The organism is Microvirga vignae (assembly GCF_001017175.1).
Taxonomy (GTDB): Bacteria; Pseudomonadota; Alphaproteobacteria; order Rhizobiales; family Beijerinckiaceae; genus Microvirga; species Microvirga vignae.
Map to the genome: position 1 here is coordinate 134,893 of NZ_LCYG01000032.1, position 13,313 is coordinate 148,205.

Consider the following 13,313-nt stretch of genomic DNA (forward strand, 5'->3'; position numbering starts at 1 on the left):
CCATCTTCCTATTCCACTACATTCCGGCGCATCGACAGCATTGCCACGAGCGGCAAGGGCGGATTTCACATAAAGCCTTGATCTGGAATGATATTCCGCAGTTGGCGGACATCAATCCTGAACGGTGCAGGCGCCTCGGGAACCAAGATCTCTCTTTCAACTTAAAGTAAAAGCAAAAAACTCGAGAGACGAATGATGTCGCTCCCACACTCACTTCTAATCCTTGCCGCAGGCCTGAGCCTGGGCACCATCGGGGCACAGGCGCAGGTCCGCAAGCATTATGTCGACCCGCCTCCGGAGATCTATTCCAGCCCGCAACCTGCCGTGCCCGATGTTGACACGACCGGCTCTCTTCGGGAGGCTCCACCCGTCATCGTCGATCCGCGATTTGCTCTGCAGCCGCCCCAGGGCTGGCGCCGGGGCGGATGCACCACCACGACCTATATGACCGGTGAAATGATGGACCAGCAGGTGCGCGTGCATCGGTGCTGAAATCCCAGCGGCAGCATCTGCTTTTCGCCGACGGACAGCCGCCGCTCCCGGGGCCTTTTCTCCCAGAGCTCGTTCAAAGCAGCCGCTCGCTTCATCCCGGAGGAGTCGCACAACCCCGCAACCATTCGCCAAGACCCCGGCTGCTTCTCCCGCGCCGTCCATGTCCTTGAATAGCAACACTCGGCCCAATCATTTCCATGCGTCCCGGAAGCGGAGCGGCCTGATACATACTAATTCCCCGGCGAGAAGGATTGCGCGGGAGGCGTTTCTTGGCTGTACTGACCAAATCGAGGTGGTCATGATCCGCAGATACCCGCTTTTGGTCATTGCTTTGGTATCGCTTGGTCGCTCTGCTCCCGCCATTGCGACAGAGGCGTCGACATTGACGCCCCGCATTGGAGAGACCGTTCAGGAATTCGAAGCGAGACGGCGCGGCGTGAAGTTCACCCGGGCGGACGACAACCCCGTCACCGTAGATGCCGACCCGAGAGGACACTTTTATCTCCAGCCAACCTTGGATGGCCAACCTGTCCGCATGGTGGTGGACACCGGCGCGAGTGTCGTGGCTCTAACCTATGAAGATGCCGAGCGCGTGGGCGCCAGACTGAGCCCCGGGGACTTTACGATTAGGATATCGACAGCCAATGGCGTTGTAGAGGGAGCCCCCTTCCGCATCAGCGAGATCAAGATCAGGGAACTGATCGTTCGGGATGTGGAAGCAATCGTCCTGCCAAAGGGCCGACTTGAAGTGAGCCTCTTGGGAATGAGCTTTCTCAGGCGACTGAGTGGATTCGACATTTCACAAGGACGCCTGAACCTCCGCAACTAGCGCAACGTGCTTAAGAAGTGGATCCGGCTTTTCGCTGACGCAGTCCTCCGGTTCGCTCTAATGATGCCCTTTAAGGACAGGAGCATCGGATCATTGCAACGGCGAATCTGCATAACGCTGAGGACGTCCTCGGCTTGATCAAAACGTCGTAGCTCCGAAAGATTCACTGGATAATTGCGTCGCTGACGCCGGAATTCGAAGGCCGTTTTGGTCGCTGCACCCAGTTTCGGTATCCGCGGTTGTGACCCACCCACCAGGAAACCAAGAGGACAGAAACCCGAATTCAAACTCCCTGCACCTGATTCCGACCGTCACTGACACCGGCACGCCACCGGGGCGGCCGACGAAACCCAAGGCCCCGGCTTGTGGGAATGGTTCGTACGTGACCTGAACATCCTCATCCCGGAGACTAGGGAACACCCGCCGCATCTGCGCGAGGATCGGAGTCATATTGCATCCGGGGACCCCCGAGTGACAATCGTAGCCGACGCCGGGGGCAGGTTGACAGGCGATCTGCCGGCAGCTTTTCCCGAGCGTGTCAGGGAGCCACCACCCTGTACTTTTTAAGTCGGCATCCAACTGCGCCGAAATCGGCGGGTTGACCACCGCCCACCGGGCCCCGATCTGCGTTGCTTTGGACGTCGCATTCCACTGGTACAGGTAAAGTCCGAATTCTGCAGTTCCCAGCGAAAGCAGAAGGAGCAACGGCATGATGAGCGTGGCCTCGATCATCGCCGCGCCGCTCGTGTCCTTCAGAAACCTACTCTTCGATGAGCGGCTGCTCATGTTGCACCTTGAACGTTAGCTCCGGGCCCAGGCCGACGAAGGTCAGAAGATCAAATCGATATCTCACGTCCGCCTTCACGATGACATTGGTCCGGCTCAATCTGGTCGCCCGCTCGACGAGGAAGCTATCGAGCTGCCCCGGTCTCGTGATTGGCGCGGGTGGTTGGGTGGGCAATTGCGACGTGAACAATCCGTACTGGAAGTAGTTCCTGGCGCGGGTCTGATCGAACGCGAGAGCTTCCGGAAGGCGAGAGAGATATCGGCCTGTATCCCGCGCTGCCTTTTCAATCGCGTGGTGATAGGTGAGCGCCCTCCCGAACTCGACACCACCCACGAACAGGATGAGGAGAACCGGGAGGATCACCGTCATCTCGACAAGAGCTGCGCCGGACTCACACTCGAGCACATTTCTGGCGCGCACAAGTCGGAACCGTCGCTTTCGCATTCCCCCTCCAGCCCTATTGGATCTGGCCATATTTTCTCATCGATCCTAGACTTCCGATCTCGGAGCTCCAAGCTATCCATAGGAAGTAATCCTCATTATCAGATCGAACGATCAGGAGAATGCTGCAAACTCCTCTCCCGTCGACAGAGGCTTCTTGTCCTCTGCGGGAGGGGGCGTACATGATGGCGAGGCAGCAGAGATTTTGCCGGTTCTTGCGCCGGTTCGGATCGGACGAGCAAGGTGTCGCAGCGATCTACTTCGCTGCCGCCATGCCTGTCATGATCGCCATCTTCGGTCTCTCCATCGATCTCGGGCGCTATGTCGGCATGCATACCGAGCTGCAGTCCTTGGCGGATGCTGCAGCCTTGGCGGCCGCGAGGGAACTCGATGGCGGAGATGATGCGATCCAGCGCGCCACCAATGCCGCTCGGGCTGTGATGAATGGCGCCAAGTTCGCTCAGGAGTGGTCCAGCGACAACAAGATCGTCGATCTGGTTTATGCCGCCAGTTGGAGCGACCTCGCGGCGGGCAATTACCTCAACGAAACGCCAGGTCACGCGGACAGCAAGAAGGCGGCTTTCGTGCAAGCGATAACGGATACCGCAAGCGCAGCCACCACGCTGATCCGGGCCCTTTCCAGCGACACAGAATTCGAAACGATGGCCCGTGCCACCGCAGGCTCGACCACCGTCGCCTGCGCGGTCCAGCCGCTTTTCATGTGCCTGCCCAGTTCCACCAGCGGGATCACTCTGACTCCTGGCATGATGATACGTGTGAAGGAGCAACCTGGCAGTGGCTGGGGTCCGGGCAATTTCGGGCTCCTGGACCCGCCGAATGCAAGTCCGAACGATAAACAGGATCTCCTGCAGAAAGGACTTGCCGCAAGCTCTCCCAATGTCTGCTATGTCAATGCTCTAACGCCGGTTCAGGGCAGTAAGTCAGGGATTGTGAAAGAAGCCTTCAATGCCCGGTTCGACATCTGGGACAACAACCCGGATGCAGACGCCAAAATCCCCCCTGGCCCGAACAATTTCAAAGGGATTTTGCCTACCCCGGCAGGCGGAGCCTGCGTGAAGTCGAATCCTATCGACGCCTACCCTCGTGACGGCGGAGTCATGCCGCGAGACCCGTGCTTCGCCCAGGCCGGCGGCTGCCGGGGGAACGACAGCCCCTTCGGGACGGGAGGTTGGGACGCGACGACTTACTGGAATCATCACCATGGAGCCGGAACCTATACGGGCGGCTTCACAACCCGCTTCGATGTTTACATGGCACAACTGGGCCTTGATTCCGATGGTAGGCCAACGAGGACGAAACCAGCGGTGACCGGGCCCGAACAAATGGGTCCAACCTGCGCCATCAGCAAGGGTATCGGTAGCTCGGAGGACTGGCAGCGGCGCGTAATTTACGCCGCACTGATCGATTGCGAGACGAATGCCGAGTGGCTTGTCGGCAACTCCACCAAGTCACCGATCAGGAACGCCGATATAGGCCAGTTCTTCATCACTGAACCCACGGAACAAGGGCAGGAAATTTACCTGGAGTTCGTGAAGAAGATCACTGCGAACGACGACGAGGGCAAACTCCATCACATCGTTCAGCTCTACCCCAATCCGTAAAAGGGAAGGATCTCGCCTTTCATCTCAGGCTTGCTGGGCTCTACCGGTGCGGCCCATGCGGAGCTGATCGCTCGAAGAGCCACTAGAAATATCTTAATCAAGAGCGCGGAAGCTTGCTATCAGGCAGCATGGGGAACCGGTAGGAGCAATGACCAAGATTCTGCAGATTACGGCAGCTATCGTGTGCGTGTTTCTCGCGATCAACTCCACAGTTCTACATGCTCAGAGCGCCGGTCCTGCCATGGCTCTCCCCTTCGCAGAACGGGGATCGAGTCTGCCGGACATGTCTCAGACATCCGATCGAGTGCCCCGTGCGCCGAGCCGATCCGGCTTCCTGCCCATCATTCTGCGTGAAGCTGACGTCAACGGCTTGCCGCCTGCAATCGCAGATGCTGTCGTCAGGGTCGAGAGCTCTTATGACCCTGCCGCTATCGGGAGCGTCGGAGAGATTGGCCTCATGCAGGTCCGCCCATCCACTGCCGCAATGCTGGGCTTCAAGGGAACACCCGCCGACCTCGCTGATCCTGAAACCAACATCCGCTACGGCGTAAGATACTTGGCGCAGGCCTGGCGCCTTGCAAACGGAGATCTCTGCCGCACACTCATGAAGTACCGCGCCGGCCATGGCTCCGAGAAAATGAGTGCGCTGAGCGCAGAATATTGCCGGAAAGCTTGGCTCCATGTTGCTTCAGTCTGGGAGGATCGTGGAGAAAACAGCGATCCTTCGGCTGTTCTCAGGTCCGCTCCTCAAGCGGCTGCTCGTCACAGATTGGAGCGCGCTACGTCTGACGCTGTACGGCCCGTCAGGCCTTCTCAACGGAACATATTGAGATCCTCCCATTCGCTCATTGCGGCAAACCGGGCTCAGAGCGCAGATGCCTGGGAACGTTCATCAGGTCGAGCACGAAGCCAGGCTTTCTGGGCGGCCCACGAAACCCGCAAGCGTGTGCTCAAACAAAGGTTCGTCTCGATATCGATGATGTGATTGTCTAGGATTCCATTTTTAAAAAGAAATTTTATCAGGATGCGAATTGGAAGATCTGACGATGTGAGAGGTTGCGCCGGTACAGAGCCGAGAGCTGACCCATGAAGTCCCTGTCTTGCCTTTCCGCCACGGATAGCTCGCAAATAGAGAAACAAAGGCAGCCCGCCGCTTCTTAGTATTACTTATAGAGCTTCTGATATGAAAGGTGGTCGGGAACAGCCACGGATTGATGTTGCGTAACTGCATCACATCTGCAAAGATGGTGTTCTTTAGACTTTGCTCACAGAAGTCACGGCGTCGGTCGGTGGAAGGGAACAAACGCCTAGCATAGCGGTATAGCCTCTGAGGTGCAGCCGAGGCATGGAGCAAAGGAGAGATTTTGGTGATGTGGCAGCTCTATACGTCGATCGCCATTGGAGGCATACTTTTGATGACAGCTCCACCCAATGACGTGAAGGATAAGGGCATAGCTCCAGCGGTAGCGTTCTTGCTCACATGGCCCGTGTATCTTCTGCTCGACATTGCTCAGCAATATCTAGGCAGCCGACGCAAATAATTCGCATCTAGCAGGCTTGCAGCGCTCCGCACCAGCGTCTCTCTTTAGCAGCACAACGACTATTAGAGTGCAATTGATTCGGTTGCCGCGAACAGAAACAATCTAAGCGCGGATTTTCTAGGCGCTAGAATTCGGAGCAGCGCCGGTTCGATGAGCAATGAGGCTCGCCCAAGAACAGATGTCTCTGCTCTGCGTCAGGCGGAAAGCATCAAGCCGGGAGCCGAGGCGATCTTCAAGGCAGATGTTCTCCGGACTGAGAAAGTTGATTCCACAGCCGAGAGCCACTTTCGACCGTGCCGAAAGTGAGCTTTCGCGCCTATCGACTGGCAGCACACCTGATGCAATTGCCAGAGCGGGCCGAACGTGAAGTGACACGGCGAAGTGGTCCAGCCTTTCTGTTAGTCTGATCGGCAATTGGACCTGCCCCCGTTTATGATCCACGGCCTATGCAACTTTCCGGGCTTGGTAAGTTTGTTGGGCGAAGGCGTTTGGGGTCAAGCCACCAAGCGCCATATGTGGTCTGGTGTCATTGTAATCTCTCCTCCATTGCTCAATCCGCTGCCTGGCATCAGCCATGGATAGAAACTTCTCTTGAGCACATCCTGCAGCATGGTCTTGTCGAGGGTGAGATCCGCCACGAGCTTCTTGAGACGGGCATTCTCGTCCTCGAGCTGCTTGAGGCGGCGGATCTCGGCCACGCCCATGCCAGCGAACTGCTTCTTCCATCTGTAAAAGGTTGGCTCGGTGATGCCCATCTTGCGGATCACCTCGGCCACCGGCGTGCCGCTCTCGGCCTGCCGCAGAGCAAAGGCGATCGGCTCTTCCGTGTAGCGCGTCTTCTTCATGGCACTGACCCTCCTCAAGGATCAAAATGCCCGAAAAAGTTGTCCTCGACATGGACCAGTTTGACGGTCAGGACCACCTCATGGCCATAGGCCAACGGTCAAGTATGTGCTCGAGACCATACTTAGGAGTAGCCCATCCGACAGTAGGCGTACCCCTTCGTAGAGCTACGCTCGTCGCGGAAAAGAGTCATAGGATTGATCTGCGAAACAACCAGTTGGGGCAGCTTGCGTGAGGCATTTTGTTGAGACACTTGTGATTGGTGCTGGTCCCGCGGGGCTCACCGCGGCTTACAATCTGGCCAAACACCAGCACCAAGTCTTGGTGCTGGAGCAGGATCCAACCTACGTCGGCGGCATTAGCCGCACAGTAAACTACAAAGGCTTTTTATTCGACATAGGCGGCCATCGGTTCTTCTCCAAGTCGAAGGAGATTGTGGACCTCTGGAATGAGATTTTACCGGACGACTTTATCGAGCGTCCGCGCGCCTCACGCATTTTCTACCGTGGCAATTTCTACAGCTATCCGCTACGGGCTTTCGAAGCCCTTCGCAACTTGGGCCTGTTGGAGAGCGCAGCTTGCATTCTGTCGTACGGCTTCGCCCGCACCTTTCCGATTAAGCAGCCGCGCACATTTCACGAATGGGTGCGCAACCAATTCGGCGAGCGCCTCTTCTCAATCTTCTTCAAAACCTATACCGAGAAGGTGTGGGGCATGTCCTGTGATGAGATCTCGTCCGACTGGGCTGCCCAACGCATCAAGGGTCTCGACTTGGCCGCGGCTATCAAGGACGCCCTCCTGCGCTCCTTCGGCCGCCGCAAGGCAAAGGAGCCTTTGGCCAAGACCCTGATCGAATCCTTTCGTTACCCTCGCCGCGGGCCGGGCATGATGTGGGAGGCTGCCGCCAGAAAAGTTCAGGATCTGGGTGGTTACGTGCTGATGGATCGCAAAGTCAACGGGCTTGAGTGGGACCCTGGCACGCGTCTGTGGACCGTCCATGTCGTCCAAGGAGACGGCACGCGAGAGGTGTACACGGCCAGAAACGTGATCTCGTCCGCTCCCATCCGCGATCTCGGAGGCGCCATTCATCCCACGCCCGCATGGGCCTCGCACGCGCAGCAGTTGAGATACCGTGACTTCCTCACCGTTGTACTCATCGGCCGCTCCAGCCATGAACTGCCGGACAACTGGATCTACATCCATGATCCGTCCGTGCAGGTTGGGCGAGTGCAGAACTTCCGCTCTTGGTCGCCGGAGATGATCCCTGATGGGGTCTCTATCTGCCTTGGCCTAGAGTACTTCTGCTTCGAGGGTGACGGCCTGTGGGATGCGGCGGATGAGGACCTCGTGACCTTGGCGAAGAGGGAGATTGGCAAGGTGGGTCTGATGCGGCCGGAGGACGTGCAGGACGCTTGCGTCGTGCGCCAGCCGAAGGCGTATCCTGTTTATGATGATACGTACGCTGATCATGTCGATGCAATCCGGCGCGAGTTGGCTGCACACTATCCCACTCTCCACCTCGTGGGCCGCAACGGCATGCACAAATATAATAACCAAGACCACGCCATGATGACGGGCTTGCTGACCAGTCTCAATATACTGTCCGGCCAGACGCTCTACGATGTGTGGCAAGTAAACGAGGATGCAGACTACGGTGAGGCAGGCGTATCCGGAATGCAGGAGGCCCTCCGCAGCGAACGTCTAGTGCCTCAGAAGGCGGCCTAAGACATGGCTACCAAGGTCTTGACCCAGGCCCTCGCGCCTACGGCCTCGTCGGGGTGCGCGGTGGCCAGCATGCAGATCGTTCTCGATCTAGCCCGTTACAGCTTGGGTAGTGCCGCCGCCCTAGCGGTTGACTACAGTCTGCTGATTGTTCTCACAGAACTGATGGGTCTCCACTACATGGCATCGGCTGCCGTTGGCTTTAGTGCCGGCCTCATTGCGGCGTATGCTCTAAGCGTTGTGTTTGTGTTCAAGCGACGCCGCCTGGACCGACCGTTTCTCGAATTTGCTGCCTTCGCTGCAATCGGCGTGCTGGGCCTAGGGCTCAACCAAGCTCTGCTATGGGGGATTGTGACTTATCTCGATGTGACATACGTCCTCGCCAAGTTGCCGACGACGAGTGTCGTTTTCCTGTTCAACTTTGCCATGCGACGGACGCTTCTCTTCTCATCAACCAGGTGATGCCCACGCCCCCCCCCTCCACCTATTTATCCGCCCGCGGCAGACCAAGTTGTCAAGTCCTCTCCTGAAGGAACGCACCTGCGCGCGAGCGACCCAGCGCGCTTGGCTGCGGCCGCCATGGCCGTCGTTTTCCTGTGGACCATCACCCGGGCCTACATGGGCATAGTGCACGATGCACAACTTTACATAGGCCGGGCGCTGGCGGACCTGGACCCGGCCGGCGTCGGAAGCGATTTGATGTTTGTCCATGACGGACAATTCGGCCTGAGCCTGTTCCCGACTCTGCTCAGATATGTAGTTTTGGCTCTCGGCCCCTCAGTCGCAGGAGTGATACTAAGCCTGCTGGGGCTCACCTTGTGGTTGATCGCGATGATGGCCCTCGCCCGGCAACTGGCACACAGTAGCCTGACAGCACTGATCCTGGTCTTTGTAGCGGTCCTACCTTCCCAATACGGCAGCCTTGATACATTCCAATATCGGGAGGCCCTCGCCATTCCTCGTCCGCTAGCAGAGGCCAGTGTCCTGGCTGCTCTCGCACTGTGGCTTGGCGACCGGACGGCGCTCGCGCTCGTGTTCCTCGTGGCTGCGGTTGTCATCCATCCTGTTATGGCCTTGCCCGGACTGGCCGTGATCCTGCTCCTCCTGTGCGCCCACAACAGACGCTGGCTTGGTCTCGTCATGGTGATGGTCGGCAGTTTGGTAGTGGCGGGCATACTTAATCTGCCAATTGCGGGTCGCCTCTTCACAATCATTGACCCGGCTTGGCGCGATATCCTGGAGGCCCGCAGCCCTTACCTGTTTCCGACCAAATGGCCGCTGGATGCCTGGGGAACAATTACTATCCAAACGGCCACGCTAATAATTGCTGCATATTCAAGCCGGGATCAGGTCAGCCAGCTTCTTTTGGCAGTGTTGGTCACAGGGTTGGCCGGAGTGGCTGTGACGTTGGTCGCTGCAGACCTCGTACCGTCACTGTTAATTGTGCAGATCCAGCCTTGGCGATCCCTGTGGCTGCTTGGTGCGCTCTCTGCCGCATCCCTTGCCATCTGCGCTGTTGAGTTATGGTCAGGAAGTGCACTCTCCCGCGTGGCGCTCGCGTGCTTAGCCCTGGGCTGGGTAGTCTCTGATGATCTCACGCTCGCCGCGATCGCTTCGATGATGGCGCTGACGTTGCATCTATTGCCCGACCGGTATGCGGCTCGGATTAGACTGCGGATAGTGCTGCTGGCTTGGTGTCTGTTTGTGCTCGTAGCATGCATAAGGGTCGGCTGCGAGGCTTACGGCTTTTTTGAAAAGGTCGAAGGGATACCGGATGGTGCCCACCTCGCTCTGAACGCAATCTTGGCCACCAAGTGTCTCCCCCTAGCGATTACGTTGGTGGCTGTAATCAGGAGCAGAGCCAGTGTATGGACACGCCCCATGGAGGTTGTCGCATCGGCGACTCTCCTCGTGGCCGCAGCCGCCCTGTGGGACCATCGCTCCGCGTGGCGAAGCGTCATTGACAGCGGTAGACAGGATCCGGAATTGACGGCGATACTCGCCGAACGCCCGGGTGAGGTGCTCTGGCTGAAGGGCGGGTACGGCACATGGGCCCTGACGGGACGTCCCAACTGGCTCGCCACGATGCAGGGGGCCGGCACGGTCTTCTCCCGCTCACTGTCCTTCGAATGGGACCAACGCGCGCGGCGAATCATTGAACTCGGGCTAGCGGACCCGATCTTGCGGGCGCCATTTTCATCCAAGATACCTACGCGCATTATCGACCTGTCCCCAAGCGCGCTCGCTTTGTTCTGCCGGGGTGCGGATGCGCCGGCATGGATTATTGCTCCCCTCGACGATGCCCCTTCTATTGCCGGAAGCCCTGAGGTGAAGATCTGGCACGCCCCGGTGGCTAACTTCACCATCGATGCGGAAGAGCGCAGATGGAAGCGGATAGACCGCTACGCTGTCATCGGCTGCTCCAGTCGGGAACCGTCGCAAACTCTTCGATAATCGAGTTCGGCCTACCCTTCCGGCAAGCCCGGGAGGTGTGTAACGTTCACAGGCCGTCATCTCGATCGCTCGGTGATCCTACTGTGCCTGAGATTGCTTCTCGCTTAATCGATCATGATCCGCTCGGGCCTAGGCCCCTCGCTGGCAAGCACGGCGAAGATGCGGTCGAACACGCCCAGTTGGCTCCAGCGCACGAAGCGGTTGTAGAGCGTCTTGTGAGGCCCGTACCCTTTCGGGGCATCCTTCCACTGCAAGCCATTGTGGATGACATACACGATCCCCCTGACTACCCGCCGGTCGTCCTCCCGTGGCACGCCATGGGCCAACGGGAAGTACGGTAAGATCCGCGCCATCTGCCACTCGCTCAGAAGAAACAAATCACCTATCCAGGCCTCTTCAATGGGAAGCCCTGAATCACACTTCAAGCCAAATTAATAGGTCCTGAGCCTAGCGGCGCGTGCCTAACGCTCGGTCCCGGAAGGCCCGCCCGCGTTCGAACCCTTGCAGACCTTTACAACGGGAAAGGCAGCGATTGCGCGGGCAGGAGCAGCGCGGCGCCCGCATCCTGGTACTTATGAGTTGCTCCGACATAGTTCTATAAATTGGCTGTACGGAGATGCTTCGGATCAGTATGCTTTTCAACGCTGCAAATCTATCTTGGTGCTTCGAGCAGCTAATATGTATTATGCAAAATAAAAATTTAGTAACTTTGACGAAAATTCAGTATAATCTATATAACTGAAATTTTGCTTACTTTCATTAGACCAGTATAATACTATAAGTCATGCAAGAAGCTCTTAAAAATTGAGCTTCTGTCGAAATTATGAACTAAACTTGATGGCAGCAAGGCAGTATGACTGGGTTAAGGATCAAAAATGTTAGATGCGGCGCCTGATTCTACTCTGGGCGCTCCAGTATCTTTTCGCCCCAGCACTCAAGAGTGCTATCTCAAGCAAATCTCAGGCGGCTCTCGCATAGCTGAACTCGATGGAATGCGTGGATTCGCTGCCGGAGTCGTGCTCATCGCCCACTATTTTGGAGAGGTTAAGCATGGACTTCCCGGCTTTACCATGGGCTGGATGGGGGTAAATCTTTTCTTTGTTTTATCGGGGTTTTTGATAGGTTCAATTATCTTCGAGAGAAGAAATAGTTCGAATTTCATTCAAGTATTTTATGTTCGCCGCGGCTTTAGAGTTATTCCAATTTATTTATTAACAATAAGCCTAGCTTTGATATGCCTAAATTTCCTTGGTTCCGTGCCATGGATAGAAGATCCTCTGCCTACACTGTCGTACTTCACGTTTACACAAAACATTTTTATGGTAGTAATCGGTGATTACGGGACGCACTGGCTCCTGCCAACCTGGACTTTAGCTGTTGAGGAACAGTTCTATCTCTTAGTGCCGCTGTTATTCTTGGCTTTTCCATCTCACTACATACTTCCATTCATTTTGGGGGGGATTGCCACAGGATTTGGGGTTCGCGCCACAATCTATTATGCAGATTGGGGAGAAATTGGAGGGCAGGTTCTCCTACTGAGCCGCTGTGATATTTTGCTGTGCGGAGTTCTCACGGCCTACGTTCACCAGCGCCTCATAGTGAGCCAAATGGTCCTGCGGCTCATTCCACTTGTTGCAACGCTCGGCACACTTCTCGCGAGCATCCACATGCATCTAACCGACAGCAGTTTGTTTCATGTGATCGCCCCACTCCTAGTAGCCGCACTATTTGCGTCCTATGTTTTACTAGCTGTTCAGGGCTCGGAGCTACTAAGGCCATTCCGTTCCACTGGATGGCGTTTCCTTGGCTCCATTTCATATGGCCTTTACTTAGTCCATCAGCCGATTGCCGGAATCATGCACGGATTAATACTCAATCGGAGACCTGATATAGGGACCTTAGCCGAATTTGGAGTGACAATTGCTGCCGCGCTTGTCTCAATATGTGTTGCATGGCTCTCGTGGAAGTTCATAGAATCCCCGCTACTTCGTGTAGGGCAAAGGTGGCAATACAACTGAGACGGGTTCGGGCGTGTCGACATTCATTTGAGAGCCGTGAGGCTGGCAGCGAGGTAGATCATAGCTAATAAGCTCGGATCGGTCTTATCGTAGCGTGTAGCGATGCGGCGAAACTGCATCGGGTCACAGAAGAAGTTCTCTACTAGATGACGCCAGTTGTATATCGCAAAGTCACACGCGATCAGGCGCACGCGATCCGCTTTTGGCTGGATGACGGAGGTGGCGCCACGGGCATTGGTCGACCCCCGATGCGAGTTCCGGGGTTGAATGTTCGTGGAGTGGCGAATTGGACCTGCCCTCAGGTCCGCATCGACACTTGGGTTTCCCCACGGTGAGGCTGGCATGGTGGCCTGAACTTGGCGGATCAGCACCTCCTGAAGAGCAGGGTGCCTGGTGCCAGTGGCAGCCGTCAGGCGAGTGCCGGTGGGGGCATGATCATCCAAGGGATTGGGTTTGGGCAAGGTCGTCATGTGAGAAATCCTTGTGGCTACCAAGATCATGTACCCGCACGGTTAGGTAGATCGCTAGTCCTCTCCTGCATCTCATCGAATTTTTTAGTGGGCT

12 protein-coding genes and 2 pseudogenes are annotated in these 13,313 nt (G+C 56.7%); 8 read left to right on the top strand and 6 right to left on the bottom strand.

The window, feature by feature from the left end; genetic code table 11:
* Positions 1-192: 192 nt before the first annotated feature.
* Together AA309_RS13160 and AA309_RS13165 are read left to right on the top strand one after the other, a co-directional pair.
* On the top strand, positions 193-492 hold the full coding sequence (locus AA309_RS13160) for a hypothetical protein (protein ID WP_047189457.1): 300 nt from the start codon (positions 193-195) through the stop codon (positions 490-492).
* A gap of 298 nt (positions 493-790) precedes the next feature.
* Positions 791-1,321 (top strand): retropepsin-like aspartic protease family protein, encoded by a 531-nt coding sequence (locus tag AA309_RS13165; RefSeq protein ID WP_047189458.1) that lies wholly within the window; start codon positions 791-793, stop codon positions 1,319-1,321.
* Positions 1,322-1,459: 138 nt separating this feature from the next.
* Here the strand turns inward: AA309_RS13165 and AA309_RS37680 are convergent, their stop codons facing one another.
* Both AA309_RS37680 and AA309_RS13175 read right to left on the bottom strand, forming a co-directional pair.
* Positions 1,460-2,107 carry a TadE/TadG family type IV pilus assembly protein gene (locus AA309_RS37680; protein ID WP_047189459.1) on the bottom strand — a complete coding sequence of 216 codons (648 nt, stop codon included), beginning with the start codon at positions 2,105-2,107 and terminating at the stop codon, positions 1,460-1,462.
* Positions 2,082-2,552, bottom strand: coding sequence for a TadE/TadG family type IV pilus assembly protein (locus tag AA309_RS13175; protein ID WP_047189460.1), 471 nt, complete (start codon positions 2,550-2,552; stop codon positions 2,082-2,084). The genes AA309_RS37680 and AA309_RS13175 overlap by 26 nt, the downstream gene beginning before the upstream one ends.
* 179 nt (positions 2,553-2,731) lie before the next feature.
* Here AA309_RS13175 and AA309_RS13180 point away from each other — a divergent pair, with 179 nt between their 5' ends.
* Positions 2,732-4,171, top strand: a complete 1,440-nt coding sequence (locus AA309_RS13180) for a TadE/TadG family type IV pilus assembly protein (protein ID WP_047189461.1) — start codon at positions 2,732-2,734, stop codon at positions 4,169-4,171.
* 283 nt (positions 4,172-4,454) lie between these two features.
* On the top strand, positions 4,455-5,156 hold the full coding sequence (locus AA309_RS13185; RefSeq protein WP_047189613.1) for a lytic transglycosylase domain-containing protein: 702 nt from the start codon (positions 4,455-4,457) through the stop codon (positions 5,154-5,156).
* A 1,000-nt stretch (positions 5,157-6,156) separates the two neighbouring features.
* Here AA309_RS13185 and AA309_RS37685 read toward each other — a convergent pair.
* Complete coding sequence (locus AA309_RS37685) at positions 6,157-6,288, bottom strand: integrase core domain-containing protein (protein ID WP_084731206.1); 132 nt, start codon at positions 6,286-6,288, stop codon at positions 6,157-6,159.
* An 11-nt stretch (positions 6,289-6,299) separates the two neighbouring features.
* Positions 6,300-6,557: pseudogene (locus AA309_RS13190) on the bottom strand (transposase); the annotation flags it as partial.
* 229 nt (positions 6,558-6,786) lie between these two features.
* Here AA309_RS13190 and AA309_RS13195 point away from each other — a divergent pair.
* The 3 genes from AA309_RS13195 to AA309_RS31990 all read left to right on the top strand — a co-directional run bounded on the left by AA309_RS13195 (position 6,787) and on the right by AA309_RS31990 (position 10,731).
* A complete protein-coding gene (locus AA309_RS13195; RefSeq protein WP_047189462.1) occupies positions 6,787-8,280 on the top strand; it encodes an NAD(P)/FAD-dependent oxidoreductase in 1,494 nt (497 codons plus the stop codon).
* 69 nt (positions 8,281-8,349) lie between these two features.
* On the top strand, positions 8,350-8,739 hold the full coding sequence (locus AA309_RS13200; RefSeq protein WP_047189615.1) for a GtrA family protein: 390 nt from the start codon (positions 8,350-8,352) through the stop codon (positions 8,737-8,739).
* A 117-nt stretch (positions 8,740-8,856) separates the two neighbouring features.
* Positions 8,857-10,731 (top strand): hypothetical protein, encoded by a 1,875-nt coding sequence (locus tag AA309_RS31990; RefSeq protein ID WP_160310458.1) that lies wholly within the window; start codon positions 8,857-8,859, stop codon positions 10,729-10,731.
* Positions 10,732-10,838: 107 nt separating this feature from the next.
* On the opposite strand, the pseudogene AA309_RS13210 reads toward AA309_RS31990, so the two are convergent.
* Positions 10,839-11,117: pseudogene (locus tag AA309_RS13210) on the bottom strand (transposase); the annotation flags it as partial.
* Positions 11,118-11,606: 489 nt separating this feature from the next.
* Here AA309_RS13210 and AA309_RS13215 point away from each other — a divergent pair.
* Complete coding sequence (locus AA309_RS13215) at positions 11,607-12,749, top strand: acyltransferase family protein (protein ID WP_084731208.1); 1,143 nt, start codon at positions 11,607-11,609, stop codon at positions 12,747-12,749.
* Between the two features lie 23 nt (positions 12,750-12,772).
* Here AA309_RS13215 and AA309_RS37690 read toward each other — a convergent pair whose 3' ends face one another.
* Complete coding sequence (locus AA309_RS37690) at positions 12,773-13,219, bottom strand: transposase (RefSeq protein WP_160310459.1); 447 nt, start codon at positions 13,217-13,219, stop codon at positions 12,773-12,775.
* Positions 13,220-13,313 lie beyond the last annotated feature (94 nt).